Origin of the sequence: Halomonas huangheensis (assembly GCF_001431725.1) — a bacterium.
Taxonomy (GTDB): domain Bacteria; phylum Pseudomonadota; class Gammaproteobacteria; order Pseudomonadales; family Halomonadaceae; genus Halomonas; species Halomonas huangheensis.
Genome location: NZ_CP013106.1, coordinates 3278547 through 3301549 on the forward strand (window position 1 = coordinate 3278547; position 23003 = coordinate 3301549).

At 58.9% G+C, this 23003-nt stretch carries 17 protein-coding genes; 12 read left to right on the forward strand and 5 right to left on the reverse strand.

What is annotated here, in order from left to right:
- Positions 1 to 844 precede the first annotated feature (844 nt).
- The 7 genes from AR456_RS14295 to AR456_RS14325 all read left to right on the forward strand — a co-directional run bounded on the left by AR456_RS14295 (position 845) and on the right by AR456_RS14325 (position 11753).
- Positions 845 to 2191, forward strand: a complete 1347-nt coding sequence (locus AR456_RS14295) for a UDP-glucose dehydrogenase family protein (protein ID WP_021818681.1) — start codon at positions 845 to 847, stop codon at positions 2189 to 2191.
- A 9-nt stretch (positions 2192 to 2200) separates the two neighbouring features.
- Entirely contained in the window at positions 2201 to 3796 is a 1596-nt protein-coding gene (locus tag AR456_RS14300) for a glycosyltransferase (protein WP_021818680.1), read from the forward strand.
- A gap of 20 nt (positions 3797 to 3816) precedes the next feature.
- Positions 3817 to 5532: a PilZ domain-containing protein gene (locus tag AR456_RS14305; protein WP_021818679.1), complete on the forward strand. Its 1716-nt coding sequence runs from the start codon at positions 3817 to 3819 to the stop codon at positions 5530 to 5532.
- Positions 5533 to 5592: 60 nt separating this feature from the next.
- On the forward strand, positions 5593 to 6480 hold the full coding sequence (locus AR456_RS14310; RefSeq protein WP_031207598.1) for a polysaccharide lyase: 888 nt from the start codon (positions 5593 to 5595) through the stop codon (positions 6478 to 6480).
- Between the two features lie 28 nt (positions 6481 to 6508).
- A complete protein-coding gene (locus AR456_RS14315) occupies positions 6509 to 7822 on the forward strand; it encodes an alginate lyase family protein (protein WP_021818677.1) in 1314 nt (437 codons plus the stop codon).
- A gap of 149 nt (positions 7823 to 7971) precedes the next feature.
- Positions 7972 to 10503: a tetratricopeptide repeat protein gene (locus AR456_RS14320; RefSeq protein WP_021818676.1), complete on the forward strand. Its 2532-nt coding sequence runs from the start codon at positions 7972 to 7974 to the stop codon at positions 10501 to 10503.
- Between the two features lie 221 nt (positions 10504 to 10724).
- The gene (locus tag AR456_RS14325; RefSeq protein WP_021818675.1) at positions 10725 to 11753 is read left to right on the forward strand and encodes a purine-nucleoside phosphorylase; all 1029 of its coding nucleotides are present in this window, start codon (positions 10725 to 10727) and stop codon (positions 11751 to 11753) included.
- A gap of 26 nt (positions 11754 to 11779) precedes the next feature.
- Here AR456_RS14325 and AR456_RS14330 read toward each other — a convergent pair whose 3' ends face one another.
- The gene (locus AR456_RS14330; RefSeq protein ID WP_216635834.1) at positions 11780 to 12841 is read right to left on the reverse strand and encodes an NAD-dependent epimerase/dehydratase family protein; all 1062 of its coding nucleotides are present in this window, start codon (positions 12839 to 12841) and stop codon (positions 11780 to 11782) included.
- A gap of 285 nt (positions 12842 to 13126) precedes the next feature.
- Between AR456_RS14330 and AR456_RS14335 the strand changes: the two genes are divergently transcribed.
- Complete coding sequence (locus AR456_RS14335) at positions 13127 to 14284, forward strand: alpha-hydroxy acid oxidase (protein WP_021818672.1); 1158 nt, start codon at positions 13127 to 13129, stop codon at positions 14282 to 14284.
- Positions 14285 to 14528: 244 nt separating this feature from the next.
- Here AR456_RS14335 and AR456_RS14340 read toward each other — a convergent pair whose 3' ends face one another.
- Complete coding sequence (locus AR456_RS14340; RefSeq protein ID WP_202903939.1) at positions 14529 to 15407, reverse strand: LysR family transcriptional regulator; 879 nt, start codon at positions 15405 to 15407, stop codon at positions 14529 to 14531.
- A gap of 210 nt (positions 15408 to 15617) precedes the next feature.
- On the opposite strand from AR456_RS14340, the gene mgrA reads away from it, so the two are divergent.
- Both mgrA and AR456_RS14350 read left to right on the forward strand, forming a co-directional pair.
- The gene (gene mgrA / locus AR456_RS14345; RefSeq protein WP_021818670.1) at positions 15618 to 16646 is read left to right on the forward strand and encodes an L-glyceraldehyde 3-phosphate reductase; all 1029 of its coding nucleotides are present in this window, start codon (positions 15618 to 15620) and stop codon (positions 16644 to 16646) included.
- Positions 16647 to 16818: 172 nt separating this feature from the next.
- Positions 16819 to 17355: an HPP family protein gene (locus AR456_RS14350; RefSeq protein WP_021818669.1), complete on the forward strand. Its 537-nt coding sequence runs from the start codon at positions 16819 to 16821 to the stop codon at positions 17353 to 17355.
- A 12-nt stretch (positions 17356 to 17367) separates the two neighbouring features.
- On the opposite strand, the gene AR456_RS14355 is transcribed toward AR456_RS14350, so the two are convergent.
- On the reverse strand, positions 17368 to 17883 hold the full coding sequence (locus AR456_RS14355; RefSeq protein WP_031207593.1) for an AmiS/UreI family transporter: 516 nt from the start codon (positions 17881 to 17883) through the stop codon (positions 17368 to 17370).
- Positions 17884 to 18185: 302 nt separating this feature from the next.
- Between AR456_RS14355 and AR456_RS14360 the strand changes: the two genes are divergently transcribed.
- Both AR456_RS14360 and AR456_RS14365 read left to right on the forward strand, forming a co-directional pair.
- The gene (locus tag AR456_RS14360; protein ID WP_021818667.1) at positions 18186 to 19070 is read left to right on the forward strand and encodes an alpha/beta fold hydrolase; all 885 of its coding nucleotides are present in this window, start codon (positions 18186 to 18188) and stop codon (positions 19068 to 19070) included.
- A 225-nt stretch (positions 19071 to 19295) separates the two neighbouring features.
- Complete coding sequence (locus AR456_RS14365; RefSeq protein ID WP_021818666.1) at positions 19296 to 19946, forward strand: DUF6891 domain-containing protein; 651 nt, start codon at positions 19296 to 19298, stop codon at positions 19944 to 19946.
- Positions 19947 to 19985: 39 nt separating this feature from the next.
- Here the strand turns inward: AR456_RS14365 and AR456_RS14370 are convergent, their stop codons facing one another.
- Entirely contained in the window at positions 19986 to 21101 is a 1116-nt protein-coding gene (locus AR456_RS14370; RefSeq protein WP_236995511.1) for an extracellular solute-binding protein, read from the reverse strand.
- The gene (locus tag AR456_RS14375) at positions 21094 to 22854 is read right to left on the reverse strand and encodes a chloride channel protein (protein WP_021818664.1); all 1761 of its coding nucleotides are present in this window, start codon (positions 22852 to 22854) and stop codon (positions 21094 to 21096) included. Before AR456_RS14375 ends, AR456_RS14370 begins: the two co-directional genes overlap by 8 nt.
- Positions 22855 to 23003: the final 149 nt, after the last annotated feature.

Here is a 23003-nt window from a genome sequence, read left to right on the forward strand (position 1 = left end):
TGTTGAACAGGCTATATCTTCATCACACGAGAACATCAAACACATCATCCATGAAGCATGAGATATTTCGATTTTTCTTGTATAACCCCTTGGTCAGTCACTGACAAAAACACCAGATCTTTCATTTTATTCAACATAACCAATTGATAAGAAAAATACTTCGTCAGAAAAGAGTCTACTGGCCTCCTCGTTCCCCTCTGCTCTCCCGCCTTTGGGTCATATCCCATGTGTCTCAATCGAGCTACTTGAACAGTATTGCCATATGTACCGATGTGCGCACAGGACTGAGTTTTCCTCATCCAGAAAAACACCAGAAAGCATGATGCCATTCACCAACACCAGCAGTACGTCGCCCCTCAACAGGCCAAGGTGCAATGTCTTCCATGGGCGAAAAACAAGCGCCTGGAACACGTAAGAGGCAGCGCGTCCTGCGTCGCCACTTTTCCGTCCCACTCCCGCATGTAGCCAATTTCATACATATAACTCATTGTTTTTACTTTATTTTATCCTTCACCTCTAAATCCTGTCTTCCCCCGGCGACGTAATTCACGCACCTCACTGCCCCACGCTCGGTTCCCGGGCTTCCCGTGCGAAATAAAACACTGTTCGCAAACAAGAATTACGTTAATGGACCGGTTCTTGCAATTCCCCTCTACCGAAAACCTGCGGCCCATGACTCGCTGCCCGCTACAACGCCAGAGCAAGCGCCGAAGACCGCACTCCAGTGATGCCCTCCAGTCAGCTCATGGCATGTACCACCAGTACATGCCATGAGCGCTGCCGGATGGCAATCGGGCAGTTTCATTGGGCCCCTATTGATTCAAGTGACGCGAGGAGGTCATTGATGAAGATCACCATTCATGGTTCCGGCTATGTGGGACTGGTTACCGGCGCCTGCCTGGCAGATGTGGGACATGACGTCGTCTGTGTCGATGTGGATCAGGTCAAGATCGCCCGCCTCAAACGCGGTGAAGTCCCGATTCACGAGCCAGGTCTCGAAGACTTGATTCGCTACAACCTCGGCAATGAGCGCCTGCGCTTTACGGACGACCCGCAGGAAGGTATCGAGCACGGTATGCTGCAGTTCATCGCGGTAGGCACTCCCCCCGATGAAGACGGCAGTGCAGACCTGACACATGTGCTCAATGTGGCGCGTACCATTGGCCAGCACATGACGGACTATCGGGTCATCGTCAACAAGTCGACGGTTCCTGTCGGCACCGCCGACCGTGTCAACCAGGCCATTAGCGAGGTGCTGGAAGACCGTGAAGAGACCTTGGAATTCGATGTCTGCTCCAACCCGGAATTCCTCAAGGAAGGCGCAGCCATCGAGGACTTTTCACGCGGTGCCCGCATCGTGGTCGGCAGTGAATCCGAGCATGTACAGCGGCTGATGCGCGAGTGCTATGCACCCTATAGCCGCCAGAAGGACAAGCTGATCTTCATGGATGTACGCAGTGCCGAACTGACCAAGTACGCTGCCAATGCCATGCTGGCCACCAAGATCAGCTTCATCAATGAAATCGCCAATCTCGCCGAAAGCCTGGGCGCCGACATCGAGCATGTTCGCCATGGTATCGGCAGCGACCCACGTATCGGCTACCACTTCATCTATCCGGGCTGTGGCTACGGTGGCTCCTGCTTCCCGAAAGACGTCAAGGCCCTGGCGCGAACTGCCGACGATGCAGGGACTTCAGCGACACTGCTCCACGCTGTGGAAGAGGTCAACGAAGCCCAGAAATCACGCCTGTTCGACAAGCTCAAGCGCGCCATGCATGGCAATCTCAAGGGCCGCACCATCGCCATATGGGGACTGGCGTTCAAGCCCAACACGGATGACATGCGCGAAGCTCCCAGCCGCAGTCTGATGGAACGACTGTGGGCCGAGGGTGCTCGGGTTCAGGCCTATGATCCAGAGGCCACGGCGGAGTGCCATCGCATCTATGGAGAACGACCTGATCTATTCCTGTCTCGTCAGCGCGACGCCGCGCTGGAAGGTGCCGATGCGCTGGTCATCTGCACCGAGTGGAAGGCCTTCCGCAGCGTCGACTTCGATTACATTGCGCGAACCCTCAACCACCCTGTCATCATCGATGGTCGCAATCTCTACTCTCCGGAAGACGTAAAACGTGCCGGCCTCGATTACTACGCTATCGGCCGCGGCGACTCTCTGCTTCCGGTCGGGCTCTGAGGTCGCGCCATGTCGAATCTGCCGAAACATATCTCCGTGGCCAGCAAGGCCACGGAACTGACCGTACTACTTCTGATGCTGACCATACTGACGGTATTGATCAGTGAGCTGCCGCGGGAAGTCTTTTCGACGGAGTCGAAGAGTTTCTTCCTGGCTGTCGGCGTGGTCGGCAGTTGGCGCTACAGCTGGTGGTTCGTCCAGGCGCTACGCTCGGTGTGGTACAACCGACGCATCTTTCCACGTATGCGTGCAGAAGCCGATGCGCTCGGCGAGCAGGGCAAGCCTGCCGAGCTGTACGTGTTATGCACGTCATTTCGTATCGACCCACCGGTGTGCTACCGCGTCTATGACGCTCTGATCAGGGAAGTGGCGGCCTACGGTGTACCGAGTACGATCTTTGCCTCCGTCTCTGATCAGACCGATGTCGATATCATCGGCCATGTGCTGCAAGACCATGGCTGGCCGAGCAATATCGAGCTGCGTTACATGTTCCAGAAAGGTGATGGCAAGCGCTCAGCCATGGCCGAGGTGCTTCGCGCCATCTCCCGCCGCACCCCTGCACCAGGTGCTCTGTTGATCTCCATGGATGGCGATATTCTGCTCGAGCCCAACACTCTGGAGCGTTCGCTGTCATTTTTCGCGCTGCGCGATGACCTCGGTGCCCTGACGACCAACAACAGCGCCATCGTCACCGGCAGTGATGCGACCGCTGAATGGTATGACCTGCGCTATGCTCAGCGTCATCTGGTGATGAGCTCGATGTCGGTCTCCGAACGGTTGCTGGTACTGACCGGTCGTTACAGCGTGTTTCGTGCCGACCTGGCGACGCACCCGACCTTTATCGGCATGGTCGAGAGCGATCACGTCAATCACTGGCGCTTCGGCGACTTCAAGTTCCTTTCCGGCGACGACAAGTCAACCTGGTACTGGCTGCTGAAGAACGGTTGGAAGATGCTCTACATCCCCGACGTCTTTGTCACCGGGTTCGAGGAACTTCCCGACCGTAAGCGCTTCTTCGCCTCGACCACCGATCTGATGCGTCGCTGGTACGGCAACATGTTGCGCACCAGTGGCCGCGCCATCGCACTGGGTCCAAGACCCATGGGATTGTTCACCTGGTGGAGCCTGGTCGACCAACGCCTGTCGATGTGGACAACCCTGATCGGGCCTACAGTGGCGGTGTTGGTGACGCTGTTCATCCGGCCGTCCTTCATCTTCGTCTATGTACTGTGGATCCTGATGACCCGCAGCATTTCCACGCTGATTCTGGCCTGGCAGCGTGGGCGCTACAGCCTGCTGTGGATACCACTGATCTACTACAACCAGGTCTATGGCGCTCTGCTCAAGACCTGGGTGAGCTTCCGCTTCAATCGCCAGAAATGGTCACGTCAGGGTATTTCTGCCGGCGAACCCGACTCCCTTTCCGCTGCACGGCGCCAACGCCGTATGGGGCATCTTCTGCATGGTTTCCACGTCTGCCTGATGGTCTTCGTGCTGCTGCTGGCCACCGGAGTGCTCAGAGCCCCGGATCGCGTGTCACTGCAGATCCTCGACCTTGGCGGCCTGACACCTGCCAGCGCGCCAGCTCCCGAAAAGAGCTCCTGACCGGACACAAGGAATCAACCATGAGCGATTACTTTGCCAACGAGAACGGCCGTGCCAACGAGAACGACCATCCTCGTAACGACCATCCTCGTAACGACTATCCTCGCAACGAACTGCACAATGGTGCTGCCCAGGGCAGGGACCTCCAGAACAGTGCCCATGACCGCCAATCAGCGCAGTTACCGCCACACAACGGTGGTGGCCGGCGGGAGCCACGCCTGTCGGAGGAGCCCTACCTGCCGGAAGAGTCGCCCTCCGTGCACTCGAGAAGCCAACAGACAACCAGCGAGGCACGTGGATCAATGTCTCACGAGCGTCGTGATGAACGTCGCTTTATCCGCGTACATGCCCACTTCGAGGTGCGTTTCGAAGATGGTAACCACTTTCGCGGCGTCGACCTGTCCCAGGGGGGCTTTGCACTCAAGAGTTCACGCCCGATGCGCGAACAGGCCAGAGTGCGTGGAGAACTGGCGATCCAGACTTCCGGTACCGAGCTGTTGGTCCCGGTAACCGCCGAATGCCGTCATTGCCAGACATTGCCGGGTCGCAATAGCGGCCATATCGCCGGCTTCGAGATCCTCGACATCAGTCCTGCGCATCTCGAACTGCTGCGTCAGGTGGTACGCGCTCATCTGTCGGGTCGCCCGCTGGATGTGCAGAACCTGTTGCAGGGAGAGGATCCACAGACACCGCGTAAACGACGTGGAGCCGCAGACGCACCGCAGCCCATACAGCGCCCACCCAAGCCGTTGGGACGCTATGTGGCACTGTTCATGGCATTCGGCGTACTGGCGGTGGTCGCCGCTGCGACCGCCTACCGCAACTTCATGCTGATCGAACCCAGCTTTGCTGCAGTGACCGCTCCACGCATCGACATCCGAGCTCCCAGCCCCGGCATTCTCATGGCTCACGACCTACAGGCCGGCGACAGCGTGGGCCGTGATGAGCGACTGACCAATGTCAAGGATGTCGACCTGGAATCGGACCTGATCCTTGCCGAGGCTGCCCAACGCTACAACACCCAATTGATATCGAATCTCCAGGAGAGCATCGACAACGCCAATGGTCAGGATGTCAGCCTTGCCAATTCCGCAGAACCTGCCAACGGCGAGTCGCTGAGCTTCGAGAATGTTTCTCCGGATGTGGCACGGGCGCGCATCGAGCAATTCGAGACCGCACGCGACTTCCAGAGCTCTCGTTTGACGGCATTGCAGGCCCGACAGTCGCAGAACGAGATATACAGCCCTTGTGATTGCCTGGTCGCCTGGGCGCTGAGTAGCTCAGACGGCACCTACATCAATGAAAGCGAGAAGATCATGACCCTGATTCGCCCCGGTGAAGACGAGGTCATGGTCGAGGCTCTGGTGCATATGGATGACATCGCGCGCATCGAACCGGATCAACTGGCCTATATCTCACTGCCGAATACTGCCGGGCCAATCAGCGCCCGCGTGCGCAGCGTAGCACTGGATATCGAGCGCCAGCCGCGTGCGGGCTTCCCCAGCTGGGTCCGACAGCAGCAGAACGTGGCCAGCGTACTGCTGGTGCCTGAAGACCCCATTCCTGTCGAATCTGTCGGTACTCCTGTTGATGTGCGCTTCACCGAACAACCGATGCTTGGTGCCGCTGCCGAATGGATCTGGCAGGGCGGACGCGCCGTCTTTCAAGGCGCCAGCGAAATGCTCGGCATGACCGATGCCGAGGATCAGCAAGATCGCCAACAGGCGGCGCTCTGATCCCCATTCATACCGCGTGCGCTGGCAGGACGCCAACGCACGCCAATCGGGAAATTCTGCATGACTTCAAGATTCCTTCTGGTAAAGACAACCGCTTGCATGAGCCTGATGACCCTACCGCTAATGGCAGGTCTGTCGTTCTCTGTACAAGCGGATGATGAGCAGCCCCAGCTAAGTAGGCCCACCGTGGCGGCCTGCTCCGCCCGCCTTCCACTACTGGCCGCACCCTCTCCGCTGCCGGGCGGTGGCGATGCACATCAAGCCATCCGCGATGGCTTCTCCACCGACCGCACCTGGGGGACCGAGGAAAATGTTGACCTTGTTGACGACGGCACCGCTACCGCACTGCGTGTGACCTATCCCGAAGACACCTCCTCCCCAGGTGACACCGAGGTCGGTGGCGCAGGTTTCTACGCTGCGCCTCCCGCGCTTCAGGGACGCGATCACGTCTGCCTCACCTACCGGGTTCGCTTCGAGCCCGGCTTCGATTTCGTCAAGGGTGGCAAGCTGCCCGGTCTGTATGGTGGCGAGGCGCCCAGTGGTGGTGACGAAGTCACCGGTGAGAACGGTTTTTCCATGCGCTACATGTGGCGCGAGCATGGTGCCGGCGAATTGTATGAGTACGTTGTCAATCAGAGCGGCGAGGACGAGGACTACGGCGAGTCCGTAGGGCGTGGCCAGTGGCACTTCCCCAGCGGTCAGTGGGTGCAGTTGGAACAGGAAGTCATCCTCAACGACCCGGGCAGCAGTAACGGCGTGGTACGCGTGTGGGTGGATGGCCAGCCGGTACTGGAACAACAGGGTCTGGTCTATCGCACCAGCGACAGCGTGCACATCGACGGCCTGATGTTCTCGACCTTCTTCGGCGGGCATGGCGAGGACTGGCGCACGCCGCGTGACCAGTACGCCGATTTCGCCGATTTCCGCTTCCATGCTCCGGCCTCCTGAGCAAGTGAACTGTCGAGGAGACCGATTCATGCTCACCAGAGCCATCCACCTCGCAGCGCCGCCACACAGGGGGCGGCGCTGCCAACATCCACTACGCAAAGTGCTGAGTCTGGTTCTCACAACCCTGCTGGCCGGACCGGCCAGCGCCCTGACGCTGGAGGAGCGCGCCGAGCTGGATCTCAGCGACTATCGTGTCACGGCTCCGGATGCGTCCTATTTCGATGTCGAGGAACGCGTCAAGACGTTGCACGATAGCGAGAATTCCATCCTGCTTCAGGAACGCGACCAGTTGACCAATGGTCCCAGCTGTCAGCAACTGCTGTCGCTGGAGCCCATCACCACGCGTCTAAGGATTCCCGGTTACTACCCCAGCCCGGAAGCATGGGAGCTGGCATCCGAACCGCTGTTCCAGTTCGAGGACAGCGTATCGATGCTGGCAGGCTCCTATATCGCCAGCGGCGACCACTATTACGCGCAATGCCTGGTCAAGTTCCTCGATAAGTGGGCCGAGCAGGATGCGCTGATGAATTTCCACTATGACCCTATCGAGCCTCAAGCCTGGTTCGCCACCGAATCGATGATCTTCGCCGCCGGCATGGCCTATTCGCTGGTTCGTCCGCAGATCAAGGGATATGACAAGGAACGCGAGCACATCGAACAGTGGCTCAACGCCCTGGCACACCGCCACGTCAAGATTCCCGGGCAGGAAGGCAATAGCTGCTGCAATAACCACTTCTATCGTCGCGCGCTCTACGCCAGCGTGATCGGCGTGCTCACCGAAGACGATGAGCTGTTTCGCTTCGGCGTCAGCGCCATCTACTCGGCACTCAGCGACATGACCGAGGACGGCGCCTTCCCCCTCGAAGTCGCCCGTGGTCGGCGTGCCACCCACTATCAGAACTATGCACTGCTGTATCTGATCACCAACATGCAGGTGATCTCCCGACAGGGGTATCCAATCTTCGAGCTGGCGATCGATGGCAAGGATATCCATGATGCCGTGGATTTCGCCCTACGTATCTTCAAGGATCCAGCCGTCTTCGGCGACATGGCTCCGCTCGAGCAGTACACCGGATTCCTCAAGGACAACCAGTACTTCTCCTGGATGGAAATCTATCGGAGTCATTTCGAGGATTCCCGCATCGAGGAATTCCTTCATGAAGTGCGTCCCATCTACAACCGCAGCGCTGGCGGCTACATGACCCTGTATTTCATGGACGAAGATGCTCAGCAACACATCGTGGTCAACGAGGAAAAGCGCGAAACCCAGGCCTTCAAGGGGTTGGAAAGCTCTGTGGACGCTCCCGAACAGGACACCAGTGCATCCGATGAATCCAGTTGACAAGCGAGGCTGACGTGAACACCAGATTACGACCTTCAACAAGACACTTGATACTGCGCCACTGCCACCGTCCCCTGACTACCTCAGCGGCCGTGATACTGCTTCTCAGTGGCTGTGCAGCGCCGTCTTCCCAACTCGCCGGACCGGGGGTGGCACCATTGCCTCCCCAATACGAGGATTGGTTCGATTTCGAGCAACCACGCAATCCCGAGTGGACTCAAAAGAACGATATCGAGGAAGCGAAGCTACTGGTCGAACAGAACCAGACTCGCCAGGCCATTGCCAAGCTGGAAGGCGTCGCCAACCAGGGCATTCCTCAGGCGTACTACGAACTGGGCAAGATCTACGACCAGGGCAAGGGCATCGAACCCGACAAGCTCAAGGCCGAAGAGAATTATCGCCAGGCGCTACGCCTGCCCTCGTGGATTCATGGCCAGGCCGCACTGAACCTGGCTCGGCTGTATATCGAGGAGGACAGCGTACCCAACCAGCCACTGGTTGCCTGGTACCTGTTGCGCGACGCTCAGAAGAACGAGATCGGACGCAACGAGGAAGTCCTGATGGCCCAGCTCCTGTCGCATGGAGCAGAGGGCATTACCGCTGACCCGGAACGGGCCCGGGATCTCTATCAGAAGGCCGCCGAGGCCGGGAACACCGACGCCATGCAGGCATTGGCCGAGGCCTGGCATGAGGGAGACTGGTTGCCGAGCGACTCATCATTGTCACGCCAGTACGCTGAGCAATATGCTGGAGAGCTGCGCAAGCTGGCCGCGACCGGTGACGTCGGGGCGATGAAGAAGCTGGCTCGACTCTATGCGGCAGACGGCCTGATCGACGACCCTCAGCAGAACGTCCACTGGATGACTCAGGCCGCACAAGCTGGTGATACCTCAGCACTCTCCCAGGTTGGACGAGATATGCTTGAGGGACGCAGCCCGGAACGCGGTATCGAACTGCTGTCCAAAGCCGCTGAAAACGGTGATATCAACGCCATGGAACGTCTCGGCAAGGTACTGCTTGAAGGCGATGGTGTCGCCCCGCGTCCTCGGGAAGGCCAGCAGTGGCTTGAAGCAGCGATCAACGAAGGGTCCATCAACGCCACGACGACATTGGGCCGCGCGCTGCTCTCCGGCGAGCAGTTGCCTCCCCAGCCTCAACGCGGCATCAATCTACTGGAAAGTGCCGCCCGCGAGAACGACCCTCTGGCAATGACCGAGCTTGCCAAGGCATATCTCGAGGATGAGGTCGTCCCCAGTCAGCCGCTTATCGCTGCCGACTATCTGGAGCGGGCTCATGAGCTGGGACATCCCTACGCCACAGAGCTGCTGGGACAGATCACCCTCGAAGGGCGTGGTGTCGCCGCCAACCCTGGTCGCGGCGAAGCGTTGCTGCGCGAAGCCATCGCTGCCGGCCAGACCGGCGCGCTGCGCACCCTTGGCGAAGCCTATCTTCAGGAAAACGGCCCACTGCCATACCACCCCAGTGAAGCTGAAAAGCTGCTGACCGAAGCCGCCAATGCCGGAGACACGACTGCTCAAACCAGCCTCGGCGAAGCCATGCTCAGCGGGCAGTTCGGCACCGCACAGCCCGAACGCGGTCTACAAATGCTGGAAGACGCCGCCAACGCGGGTGACGCCTACGCCATGGTGGTACTGGGACGTGCCTATCGTGAAGGCACGGGCGTGCCTCGCAATCTCACAACGGCGACGGACTGGCTGCAACGCGCTGAACAGGCAGGCCATGAATCGGCTGCCGCCGAGCTGGCACGTACGCAGCAGGACCGCGGACAGGCCGGCGACATCAATGCCTTGATCGCCTCAGCACAGAGCGGTCACACGGGCTCGATGGCTGACCTCGGTCGCGCCTATCTCGATGGCCAGGGTGTACAACGCAATCCTGCCGAGGCAAGCCGCTGGCTCGAACGTGCAGCACGTCAGGGCCACCCTGGCGCCGCCGCCAGCCTGGGGCGTATGTACATCGATGGTGATGGTGTCAGTCGTGACACCGCCCGTGGCGCGGAATTCCTGCGTATTGCCGTGGCTGGTGGTCATGCCGGTGCTCGCGCCGACCTCGGCCAACTACTGTTGACCGGCAACGGTGTCGAGGCTGACCCTGAACGCGGCAAGCAGCTGCTCGAAGAAGCTGCCGCCAATGGTAACGAGTTCGCCGCTCAGCGACTCGGGGAAGCCTATCTCAAGGGCCAGGGAGTGCCAGCTGATCCTGAACAGGCACGGCGTTGGCTGCAACAAGCCAGCGACGCCGGTAGCCTGGCGGCGCAGGCACAACTGGGCACAGCCCTGATCCGTGGCGACGAAGGCCTCGCTCAGGACGTTGCCGAGGGCCAGCGCCTATTGACTGCCGCCGCAGATAAAGGGAATGCCGGGGCCCAGGCAGCTCTGGGTCGGGAGTATCTCCGTGGTGAGAACCTCGACCAGGATGTCCGCGAAGGCGCCGACTACCTGCTCGCAGCCGCTCGCCAGGGCCACTCTTCTGCACGTCTGGCACTGGCCAAGGCATGGTTGACTGCCAATGGCCTGGAGAATGCCAACCGCGAGCAGGCGCTACTGTGGCTGGACGATGTCATGGACGGCGGCTCACAGATGGCCTCGCAGACACTCCACGACCTGCTCTCCGATGAGGAGATCCTGTCAGCGATTCCGCAAGCCATGGAAGATAGCTGACGGCGTGACTGGAAAACCAGGACAAACTGGTCAACCAATGAGTGGCGAGCTTTGAGCTGTCGAGCTTTGAGCTGGATAGTGCCCCCATGGAGAGCAGACAAGACTCCCTGGGGGCACTCGAGTGAAATAGGCTCGTTGATCGTCACTGCACCTTCCCACAGACAAACAACCAGCAACTCACTAAACTGGCCTTTCCCGAGTTTCTTCCATCAAGGCCCACCATGTTTCCCACTATCAAAGGTATCGCGCTTCCGCTGGCATCCACTGTCGCTGGGCTCGCTCTGACCACAACCACCGCGCTTGCTGATGACGGTATTACCCCGGTACCCGTCAAGGTCTTCGTCGGTAGTATGTTCGAGATCGGTGACAATAGTGGCGACCGTGCGGGTGAATTTCAGCACTGGTACGAAAGCTACTGGCAGGATGCCGAGCCGGTCGAGGTGCATGGCGCCAGCCACGATCTCTACTGCAACGATGCAGGTGTGTGTGGCTCGGTGCTGGGTATGGGCAAGGTGGCGTCTTCATCCTCGATGCAGGCGATTCTGCTCGACCCTCGCTACGACTTCTCCGACACCTGGTTCATTCTCAGTGGCGTTGCCGGGACCCCGCCATCCCAGGGCACCATCGGCATGGTCAGTTGGGGTAGTTGGCTGGTCGACTATGACCTTGGCCATCGCTGGGCACCGCAAGAAGGCGAACCTGGTGAGCCGGTCTTCCAGCCTCGTAAGGGCTACGAGGATATTCGCGTCTATCAACTCAACCCACAGTTGGTCGAGCGCGCCATGGCTCTGAGCAAGGACACACCACTTGAGGACTCAGACTCCGCTCAGCAATACCGCCAACGCTATCCTGACGAGATGGCCCGCCGCGCCCCCTTTGTGCGCACCGGCACACATATGACCGGCGATACCTTCTTCCATGGCCCTGGCCTGTCTGCCGAAGCTCAATACATGACGGAGCTCTATGGTGCTGACGACTATGTCATCACCGAAATGGAAGCCGCGGCCATCACTCAAGTGATCGATCGCCTGCATGGCACCGACCGCATCATGAGCCTACGTGGGGCCGTCAACTTCGATCAGGGTAATCCCGACGAGACCACCCAGCAGCATCTGGATCCGGCCCCCGGCAATACCGCGGGAGGCTTCGCCGAGACCGTCGCCAATATCGAGCTGGTTGGCTCGCATGTCGTCGATGACATTGTCGAGCACTGGGATCAATGGCAGGACGGAGTTCCGACTCAAGAATAACGTCTACATCACTGATCGAGTGCGGTTCAGACCTCACCGCGCTCGATCAGCTGTATGAACATGTCCTCCATCGACTCCTGCAACGGACGATAATGAATCCCCAGCTCACGTTTTCCACGCGAGTTATCGGCATGCCATGGATGCCCAACATTACGCGAGAGATAACGCCGCGAGACGTTGGCCATCATCGGCCCAACCAGTAGCACTATCCAACGCGGCAGTGCGAAGGACGGCAATGTAAAACTCTCGCCAAAGCGCTCGCGTAGCGTCCGACTCAATTCGTAGAGATCTGTATCGTGACCACTGACGATATAGCGTCCCTGAACATCGGGCAGCATCGCCGCGGAAATATGCGCCAGCGCAGCGTCTCGAACATCGACCACGCCAAGGGCAAAGCGTGGAACCCCAAACCTCGCGGTTCTACCCACCAACTGGCGAACAATGGAAAAGCTCTCTGAGGTGGGGTTGGCATTCAGCGATGGTCCAATCACCAGTGACGGGTTGATAACGACCAACTGCCATCGAGACTGGCGGTCGGCAACTTTCCACGCTTCACGCTCGGCAAGTACCTTGGACCAGCAATAGGGCTGATACTCCAGTGATGCAGTAGTGTTCCAGATACTTTCATTGAGCCTACCATTCGGCGCTTCCCGACATTCGATGGCATCGGTATAGATGGCCGCACAGGAACTGGTCAGGACCACACGCTGAACCTCGGGCGTAAGTGTTGCTTGCTCAAGAACATTACGAGTGCCCAGCAACGCAGGGTCAACCAGTTCACGTTGTGGGTCCGCCACGCTGTTGATGAATGGTGATGCGGTATGGATCACAATCTCGCAACCCGCCATGGCTTCGGCATAGGCACCAGGATCCAGCAGGTCGGCCTGAAACAGCTTCAACTGGCCGGCACTGTTGGTGGCCATATCGAGGAGGTGCCCTACTCGGCGACTGTCTTGCGGGTCACGCACCGCAGCATGAACAGTACGACCAGCATCCAGCAACTCCTTGACGATCCAGCCAGCAACATAGCCGGTCGCCCCCGTTACCAATACCGGTCCCGTAACATCACCGCTGATTGACATCGCCATGACTCCATTGAGAAAAGTTTGAGCGCCAGGACCCTGTTCCGGCTGGGCAGCACCACTCAACGACTAGCCAATCAACAGGGCACTGGGCTCGACCATTTTCGAACAAGAGTAGTCCATCTTTCGAACTGAAATTTGACTCTCAGCCATGGCGCTGCATAAGCTCTCCTCCGCTTGCCTGTGGGGTGTTTTCCCGTATTCCAGAGGCATCATTCTTGAGTCATGCCTGCTTGTGATACACCACACAATAATCATGGCATTCCCTGTTTCGCTCTTTGGAGACCCCCTATGGTCATCACTTGCGTTGAAGACCTGCAGCGTCTGGCCCGTCGACGCGTGCCTCGCATGTTCTATGACTACGCCGACTCAGGCTCGTGGACAGAAAGCACCTACCGTGCCAACAGCCAGGATCTGGCCAGCATTGGCCTGCGCCAGCGTGTCATGGTGGATATGGATAATCGCAGTCTGGAATCGACCATGCTCGGCCAGAAGGTCAGCATGCCAGTGGCGCTGGCCCCCACCGGTCTGACCGGCATGCAACACGCCGATGGTGAGATTCTTGCCGCCCGTGCAGCGGCGAAGTTCGGCGTGCCCTTCACGCTCTCGACCATGAGCATCTGCTCGATTGAGGACATTGCCGAAAATAGCCCGGATCCTTTCTGGTTCCAGCTCTATGTGATGCGCGACCACGATTTCATCGAACGTCTGATTGACCGCGCCAAGGCAGCCGAATGCTCGGCACTGGTGTTGACCGCCGACCTACAGATCATCGGACAACGCCACAAGGATGTGATCAATGGTCTGACGGTCCCTCCCAACCCGAATGTACGCACGGTGCTGGACCTCGCGACCAAATGGCGCTGGTGCTACAACATGCTCAAGACCAGGCGCCGCACCTTCGGCAATATCGCTGGACACGTCAAGGGAGTCGATGACCTGACATCGCTTTCGAACTGGACCATGACACAGTTCGACCCACACCTGAGCTGGGATGACGTCAAATGGATCAAGGATCGCTGGGGCGGCAAGCTGGTGATCAAGGGCATCATGGAGCCCGAAGACGCAGAAAGCGCGGTCGATGCTGGTGCTGATGCGATTATTGTTTCCAACCATGGTGGTCGACAGTTGGATGGCGCCGCCTCGTCCATTCAGGCCTTGCCGGATATCGTCTCGGCGGTTGGCAGCCGTACTGAAGTGCACATGGATGGCGGCATTCGCTCCGGACAGGACGTGCTCAAGGCAGTGGCTCTCGGCGCTCAGGGCGTCTATATCGGTCGCGCCTTCCTGTATGGCCTGGGGGCGATGGGCGAAGAAGGTGTGACGGAGTGTCTGAACATCATCCAGAAGGAAATGGACACCACTCTGGCACTTTGTGGATTGCGCGATATCCAGCAGGTGGACAGCAATATCCTGCGCCCGGGCAGCTACCCAACGCCTTCACGCTGAGCATCAACTGCGGGCTATCGACGCCACCCTACGGGTGGCGTTATTCCTGGCGATGCCATCCCATGAGCATTAGTTCCATAAGTATTAGGGAAGCGCTGAATAAATCGGCGAGCATGCTCAAGCGCAAGGCGCCCGGAGCACAGGAACCGGAGCCTATAAGTGATAGGTGAGGATTCCGAGCACCACGTAACGCAACGATTGAGCCGCACAGACATTTAATCAGTGTTTCCTTAGGTCCGTGAGCCTATCGATGGGTCGGCATCGCCTGGCGCACCGCGCCAATGAAGGCCTTCAGCTTTCCGGACTCCCTAAGACGTGGCGGGTAGATCATATAGATGACGCGCCAGTCACTCTCCTCGTCCTGCAATAATCGCACGAGTCGACCATCGGCCAGCTCACGATCAACCAGGTATTCCGCTACCCGCACAATGCCACGCCCTTCCATCGCCAACTGCTTGAGCAGGCGATGATCATTGACCGCCATCCCGCCTGTCACCGCTACTTCTCCATTCTTGAATGACCATCGATCATGTCCGGCAAACAGCAGGCAATCATGCTCCGCCAGCTGCTGCAGTCCTGTCGGCTGCCCGTAGCTGGCGAGGTATTCCGGTGCGGCGCAGCATATGGCCGGATATTTCCAGAGTGACCGCGCCACCATGTTGTGTGGCGGCGCCTGTGTCGAGCGGAAGGCCAGGTCGAAACGATCACGCCCCAGGTCATGGCTGGTATAGCTGACATCGAGATGCACCCGGAGCTGTGGGTGCTCACGCTGAAATTCGTGGCACACATCAAGCAGAAAGCGTTCAGCAAACAGTACTGGTGCCGTGATCCGCAATTCTCCACTGAAGCCCTCCGGGGAATGCGCCAGCTCACGCTCGAGATCCACCAGACTACCTCGTACCTTCGACATATGCCGGTAGACGCTCAACCCTTCCTCGGAGAGCCGCACACTGCGCGTGGAGCGAATCAGCAGTGTCGCTCCCAGTTCCATTTCAAGACGCCGGATCTGCTCGGATAGATAGCCTCTAGATACGCCCAGCGCTTCCGCCGCACGCGAGAAACTCAGCGACTCAGCCACCTCGACAAAGAGCATCAGACGCTCGACCTTCTTGTGTTCACGCACCACGCCAGAACCACCGATTGTTGGGAGCAGGCAGCATTGTGAAGAAGATTGTTTTCTATACCAAACAGTCTTTTCGTTGGCAGCGGCTTCCTTCTTCCTGAGATCCCTTCTAGTGTGGAGTCATCCGAGCCGACATCCGCCCAGCGCATGACAATGCGTTGCGCCAGTCAGGCTCCGCCAGTATTCATTCCGCCCCTCAAGGAGATGCTCATGAGCTACCAGCCTGCCGCAGACCGTTACGAACATATGCGCTATCAACGCTGCGGGCACAGTGGCCTGAAGCTTCCTGCGCTATCGCTGGGCCTATGGCACAACTTCGGCCACAACGCGAACGAAGACACTGCCCGGGCCATCTGCCGCACGGCCCTCGACCACGGCATTACCCATTTCGACCTCGCCAACAACTATGGTCCTCCGCCCGGTTCCGCAGAGCAGATGTTCGGCCGCATCCTGCATAGTGACTTCGCCGCGCATCGCGACGAGTTGGTCATCTCGACCAAGGCCGGCTATCACATGTGGCCGGGGCCGTATGGCGAATGGGGCAGTCGCAAGTACCTGCAGTCGAGCCTCGACCAGAGCCTCAAGCGCATGAACATCGACTATGTGGATATCTTCTATTCGCATCGCTTCGACCCGGAAACTCCGCTGGAAGAAACCATGGGCGCACTCGATCATGCTGTGCGCTCAGGGAAGGCACTCTATGCAGGTATCTCGTCATACAGCGCCGAACGAACTCGAGAGGCAGCGCGTATCCTGCGTGAAATGGGGACTCCGTGCCTGATTCACCAGCCGAGTTACTCGATGATCAATCGCTGGATCGAGGATGACCACCTGCTCGATACCCTCGACGCAGAAGGCATGGGATCCATTGTCTTCTCACCGCTGGCCCAGGGTCTGTTGACCAACAAGTATCTGGGCGGTGTACCCGATGACAGCCGTCTGGCCAAGGGCGGCGCGATCCGCCCGGCCCATGTCAACGATGACAATCTCGCGCGCGTCAGGGCGCTCAATGACATCGCCGAACAGCGCGGCCAGAGTCTGGCGCAAATGGCTCTGGCCTGGGTGCTGCGCGGCGGACGTGTGACCTCAGCGCTGATTGGCGCCAGCCGCCCTGAACAGGTCGTTGACTGCGTCAAGGCGCTCGACAACCTGGATTTCACCAGTGACGAGCTCGATGCCATCAACCGTCATGCGACCGACGGCGGCGTCAATATCTGGGCACAGTCATCCACGTCCTGACCACCACCTGCCTGCTCTGAGAAGGCTTTTGCTCTACATGGCGCCAGCCTTCTGGACTGGCGTCATGTCGATGGTTCAGGCAGGAGATATAACACCATGTCAAAAAAACATTTCTCATCCATCTTCTAATCTGACACATTGATCCGCTTTTTCCGCCAGCTGATAGTGTTCAATGGTCAAGACGTATCTCTACAAGATGAAGGGCAATAGTCCCGCTCGCTCCCGCCCCTGCTGGCGTGACGCACTCTGGTCCTGGTTTGGCGCGTTCATCGGCATGACCGGTGTCGGTTGGCTGAGCAGCGCGTGGCTGAGCACCCATGCGCTGCTGATGATTGGCTCCTTCGGCGCGACTTCGGTGCTGTTGTATGCCGCTCCAGAGAGCCCACTGGCACAGCCACGCAATGTGCTGGGCGGCAATATGCTGTCGGCCATGGTCGGTGTACTCAGTTGGCATTGGTTGGGAGATACCTGGCTGGCGGCGGCAGTCGCGGTATCGACCGCCGTGCTGGTGATGCAGTTGACCCATACCCTGCACCCGCCCGGCGGTGCCACCGCCCTGATCGCGGTAATCGGCTCCGGTGAAGTACACGCACTCGGCTGGACCTACGCGCTGGTACCGGTCGGCGCAGGCTGCCTGCTGATGCTGGTCGTTGCCGTACTGGTGAACAACCTCGCCCGCCATCGCCGCTACCCGCTGCACTGGTGGTAGCCAGTGATGGCACTACAGACGAATCATGCCTTCCAGAACCATGACGCCAGGCATCCAACCGGTAAACACCGCACAGAATAAGGTGTATATCGCGACCAGACGCTTGATGTCGCGCCCCAGCGCCAGCAACAGAAAGAAGCCAAACCACAGCAGCGCCCATGCCAACCAGTTGAGACTGCTCCATAGCGACAGCGATGATTCGTTGAGTAGCGAGTTGATACCGACGACCGCTGCCGTGATGCTGACAAACAGGCTAAACCACCCCAGTCCCCGACCATCCGAGTCGAGAAACTGATTGGCCCCGACCCACAGGTAGGTAAAGGCAAACAGGAAAGAGAAGGCCCCTGCATTGATCGAACGCTCGTTGCCGGGGTCATGGAAGACCAGCCAGCTGGCGACAAGAAAGCTCAAGCTCCCCACCAGGATATTGATGACAGAGACCTCCCTGTCGCCAATCCTGCCCAACATCCAGACGCCATTCACGAAAAGCACTGCTCCCACATACAGCAACATCAGTCCCGATATCATCTCCGCATGCTCCTCCGTCATTATCGTTCTTCTTCTGCTCCTGGTCGGTAGCCACTGGATCAATATCTTCGTGAACAACGGCCAGGCCGGCACATGAATACAATTATTTCACTTTATCGTATACAAAAATATAGAACTGTATGCTGAAGTCGTCGCCGATCAGAGGATGGCTCGGGGCTATGGGATCCAAGGACTATCCACTCAGAAGAAATAATGTTTTGAAATCACCTTGATTGAAAACCCCAAGGAAACAAATAACACTCCTTGCCGAGCGTCCGTTTTTCGAACCAGGGGGTCAGGCCATGTTCCAGCATTTCACTTTCCACGACATCGACACCGCTGATGGCACGCGCATTCATGTTCGCGTCGGCGGCGACGGGCCTGCCCTACTGCTGCTCCACGGCCATCCTCAAAGTCATGTGATGTGGCATCGAGTCGCGGAGCAACTGGCGCCACACTTCCGCCTGGTGCTGGCGGATCTGCGCGGCTATGGCGATTCATCACGCCCACCAGCCACAGAGGACCTATCCAACTACTCAAAGCGACGGATGGCACAGGACATGGTCGAGGTGATGTCTTCGCTTGGCCATGAGCGCTTCCTTATCGGCGCCCATGATCGCGGCGCACGAGTCGCTCATCGTCTGGCACTGGACCACGCGGAACGAGTGGAGCGCATGCTGCTATTGGATATTGCCCCTACCCTGGCAATGTACGAGAACACTACCGACGCCTTTGCGCGCAGCTATTGGCACTGGTTTTTCCTGATCCAGCCAGCCCCGCTCCCCGAGCGACTGATCGAGGCCGACCCGGTCGCATATCTGCACAATGTATCCGGCCGACGCCATGCCGGATTAAGTGCCTTCAGTCCAGAGGCGCTGGCCGAATACGAGCGTTGCCTACATATCCCGGGCACCGCTGCCGGCATCTGCAATGACTATCGCGCAGCAGCAACTATCGATCTCGAGCACGACCGCGCCGACCTGGCAGCCGGTAAACGCCTCGCGGTTCCCTTGCATGTGCTGTGGGCCAAACATGGCGCCGTCGGTCGCCATTTCGATGTGCTGCGACTGTGGCAGGATGTCTCGCACAGTAGCGTCAGCGGTCATGCACTGGACTGCGGACATTACCTTGCCGAGGAGAAACCTAGCGACGTCGCTCGAGAGATGCTCGATTTTCTGATGCCCTGAACCCTCTTCACTACTGCCCTCCCTACAAGCCCCACCCTGACATCACATCGTCAGCGACTTCGTGCTTACCCACCGGGTAGCGAAGTCGCACGCCGTGGCACAACGCACTATGCTCATCCAAGGCTTCCAATATGCCTTGAGCGTGCTCTGCCATGTCTTGAACGTGCGCTGCTCGTTGCAGATCCTCAACGTCCAATATCTTCCAACGGCCACAAGGACGACATCATGCTCAAGTTTCTCAGATCGCTGCTGGGCAATCGTGCCGGTGATCACGCGCCAGAGGACGATGAGAACAGTCGGATGAATCACGAGGGCATTGCACGTGAGATCCACCTGCTGGTCTGGGGCGGCTTCGAGACACCGGCCAGTATTATCGAGATCATTACCGAGCAGTCTCTCACTCGCGATCAACTCACCGCGTCTGACCGTCGCTGGATCACTACCGAGATACAGCGCAGGCTGGCCGACAAGCGGATTCATCAGCAACACTGGCCGCGCAACACCGATTGGGATCGACTCGATTGTGCCTTTCACGACCTGGAGAACGACGGCATCATCGCCCTGCATTGTGCAGGTACCACACAGTCCGATGGACTATCGGACACCATGGAAGTCTTCGATGCTCGACAGCAGCGTGGTGAGGCTGCCAGAGGGTATGTGTTCTATCACGGTCAGGACATCAATACCGCGCTCGAATCGGGCAGAATTCATCTCGCCTTCGGCGCCTTCGACAACAGTGAAGAAACAGCCGCTGACGTTGCCCGGCAGATTGTTTCCACCATCAATCGCCAGGGCCTGCATGTCAGTTGGGAAGGCAGCCTTGATCAGCGTATCCTGATCCAACCAATCGAATGGAGAAAACGCAGTCCCGAATAACCGGACAGCCCACCACACATCGTTGCAGAGATCGCTCCTCTACTCGCTGCTCTCCTTGAGCAACGCTTCACGAAAATACTCACCAACCCGCTCGTAGGTACTTGCGTACCATTCGTCATCGAGGCTGACTGCCCGCTCTGCGTTGAGCGGATGAGTAGGAATATGCAGACGCATGTCCACACCATGCTCCGGTTGAGTACTGACTTGCAGAGTCGCCGAATGACGCGACGGGCCATAGGGAATCAGATTGGCCAAAGCCACCTGACGATCCGTCGCTGTTGCAAAGCGGATGAATTCCATCGCAGCATCAGGGTTCGGAGCATGACGAGGCACGGCCCAGACTTCATGTTGCTGAATCTGCCCGTCCCAGAGAATCTCGATAGGCAGGTTCTGATCGGTCATGGCACTGAAGAAGCGACCATTGTACCCGGAAGCCATCACCACCTCTTTCTCGGCCAACATACGCACAGGCGTTTCACCATCCTCCCACCAGTGCAGGTCGTCGATAGACCCGATGCGCTCCAGCGCCAAAGACAGCCCTCGCCGGGTACTGAGCAGGCGATAGAGCTCTTCTCGCGGCACCCCATAGGACAACAACGCCCACTCCATGTTGGCAGCGGGCCGACGTTGCAGGGCACGGGGTCCTGGAAAACGCTGTTGGTCAAAGAGATCGGCAATCTCGGTAGGACGGTGGCCGGGAAAGGCATCGCGGCGATACGCCACCACCGTGGCAAATATCGAGTGGGTGAACCAACAGCGACCCAGTGAGCCCGCTACGAAGTCGCGCTGGGCCGAGGTGCCATCCGGCGCGGGAGCCAGCAACTCCGGTGTCAGGGGTTCCAGCAGCGCGTCATCGCAGGCCGCCCTGGCCTGACTACGCGTCATATCGATCAGGTCCCAACCCACATCACCACTGGCCACCGCTTCGCGAAGTTCACTGATGCCGCCATCGTACTGCATGACGCTTACCGCGATCCCGGTTGCCTCAGTGAAAGGCGCAAACAGGGCACGCTGCTGAGCACGCTCATAGGCTCCTCCCCAACTCAGCACCACCAGTTCTTCAGGTTGCTGACCTACTGCCACCGGCGGCATGGCAAGCCACACCAGCAACCATGCCCCCACCTGCCACACACCACGTCCGAGAATCTCAGCCAACACCATGCTCCTCCCGGCGTAGTTCCTCGCTGTAGTTGAGATAGGCGCGCGCAATACTGGTTTCGTGAACCACCCCGAGAAAGATATCTCCGCGCTTTTCATCCACTACGGCCAACGCCTCTCCAGACACCTCCTGCATGTACTGCATGGCCGACCACACCGAACCATCAGGGCTGAGCACCGGACGCGGCGTGCGCGGACAACGCTCCAGTGGTTTGCTCCCCTTGCCACTACCACGCATGGCCTCCAGTTGAGCCAGGCTCACCATGCCATGGTAACGCTGCCGAGTATCTACCAGGTGGGCCTCACCATGGCCGCTACGACTCAGCGCCTCGACCGCCTCATCCACCCGCAGCCCCGGATCGAGAGTGACGCAGTCCTGACTGAGTAAAGGTTCGAGACGCGCACTCTTCATCACCGCTTCACTGCGCCCCGAGGAAAGGTCCAGGCCGCGCCCGGCCAGTTGAATATCGAAAAGAGAACGACCAAACAACTGCGCCGCAATCGGGCTGGCCAGGGTCACACTGGCCAATGCCGCAGTGGTCAGCACATAGCTGCCGGTCAGCTCGAAGATGATCAACAGAGTCGTCAAGGGGGCGCCGATCACCGGCGCAGTCACAGCGACCATGCCGCAGACGGCGTAGAAGATGAAGGTATCGTCAGCAACGCCGACACTACCTACCAGGGTTCCGCACAACGCACCGAATAGCGTTCCGATCACCAATGCCGGACTGAAGACGCCACCCCCGAAGCCCATTCCCAGACACAGCGCCGTGGCGGCGATTTTCAACACCATCACCACCAGCAGCTCCATACCACCAAAAGCGCCTGAGATGGTGGCAAAGCGCAGGGTTTCCCGGCCCATGCCGAGAATATCCGGCACCCACAGGGCCACCAGCCCGAGCCCCAGCCCCGCTACTGCAGGTCGCAGTGATTGCGTGAGCGGCAAACGCGCGGACCAGCGCCCTACCGCGAGAATCGCATGCATATAGGCTCCCGCCACCAGCGCTCCCAACCCACCGATGACGACAAAGATCACGAACTCCCAGGAATGTGGGATAGCCGGCTCAGCTATATGAAACAACGCTCCCTGAGCGAGCACATTGGTGGCAATGACATGCCCTACGATCGCTGCCGCCGCCACGGGGGCAAAGGCACGCAGCGCGTAGTGACGCAATACCACCTCATGGGCAAAGACGATACCCGCCAGCGGCGCATGAAAGGCTGTGGCAATGACGGCCGCAACACCGCAAGCAATGGTGACATTGTCATCCGAGCGGCCCAGGCGCAGCAGTCGAGCACCAAGAGAGCCAACGCTGGCCCCCATATGGACGAGAGGGCCGTACTGCCCGACAGACGCCCCGGCCCCCAGAGACACCAGGCCACTCAACGCCGACAGCACCCCAGCGCGAAATGGCAAGCGACCGCGACGAGTTTGCACTGCGGCTATGACATCGGCGGGACCATGAGGACGCCGCTCCCGAATGAGACGATGCAACTGACCGACGACCAATCCACCCACGGTCGGTACCAGCAACATTGCCAGCACCAACATCGAGGGGTCGGAAAACATCATTCGGCCACGAGGCGAGATCAACAATATATCGTTGAGCCACAGCACCAGCCCGACAAAACCAGCGGCCAATGACGCGGCCAGGCCACCGATGACGCCTCCCAACACCACCAGGCCGAGGAATCGCAGCATCGCTGGCACTCCACGGTGTGAGTCCTGAGTGGTATCACCTGAGTCCATGTATCCTCATCCAGCAGTGGTGGTTGTCAGCGTGCCCTCCTTCAGGTTTAGGAGCAATCGATGCGCGGGGCAAACTCGCGAGGGCCAAGGTAACCGCAATCCATCGCAGAAGCGGCACAGCGTCACTGAATCGCGCTCGCTATCACGCC

Excerpts from the sequence above, each read along its gene's own strand:
- AR456_RS14375 (WP_021818664.1), bottom strand. The coding sequence starts at position 22,854 with ATGGACTCAGGTGATACCACTCAGGACTCACACCGTGGAGTGCCAGCG.
- AR456_RS14300 (WP_021818680.1), top strand. The coding sequence starts at position 2,201 with ATGTCGAATCTGCCGAAACATATCTCCGTGGCCAGCAAGGCCACGGAA.
- AR456_RS14315 (WP_021818677.1), top strand. The coding sequence starts at position 6,509 with ATGCTCACCAGAGCCATCCACCTCGCAGCGCCGCCACACAGGGGGCGG.
- AR456_RS14295 (WP_021818681.1), top strand. The coding sequence starts at position 845 with ATGAAGATCACCATTCATGGTTCCGGCTATGTGGGACTGGTTACCGGC.
- AR456_RS14305 (WP_021818679.1), top strand. The coding sequence starts at position 3,817 with ATGAGCGATTACTTTGCCAACGAGAACGGCCGTGCCAACGAGAACGAC.
- AR456_RS14330 (WP_216635834.1), bottom strand. The coding sequence starts at position 12,841 with ATGGCGATGTCAATCAGCGGTGATGTTACGGGACCGGTATTGGTAACG.
- AR456_RS14310 (WP_031207598.1), top strand. The coding sequence starts at position 5,593 with ATGACTTCAAGATTCCTTCTGGTAAAGACAACCGCTTGCATGAGCCTG.
- AR456_RS14360 (WP_021818667.1), top strand. The coding sequence starts at position 18,186 with ATGTTCCAGCATTTCACTTTCCACGACATCGACACCGCTGATGGCACG.
- AR456_RS14335 (WP_021818672.1), top strand. The coding sequence starts at position 13,127 with ATGGTCATCACTTGCGTTGAAGACCTGCAGCGTCTGGCCCGTCGACGC.
- AR456_RS14365 (WP_021818666.1), top strand. The coding sequence starts at position 19,296 with ATGCTCAAGTTTCTCAGATCGCTGCTGGGCAATCGTGCCGGTGATCAC.
- AR456_RS14350 (WP_021818669.1), top strand. The coding sequence starts at position 16,819 with ATGGTCAAGACGTATCTCTACAAGATGAAGGGCAATAGTCCCGCTCGC.
- mgrA (WP_021818670.1), top strand. The coding sequence starts at position 15,618 with ATGAGCTACCAGCCTGCCGCAGACCGTTACGAACATATGCGCTATCAA.
- AR456_RS14325 (WP_021818675.1), top strand. The coding sequence starts at position 10,725 with ATGTTTCCCACTATCAAAGGTATCGCGCTTCCGCTGGCATCCACTGTC.
- AR456_RS14355 (WP_031207593.1), bottom strand. The coding sequence starts at position 17,883 with ATGATATCGGGACTGATGTTGCTGTATGTGGGAGCAGTGCTTTTCGTG.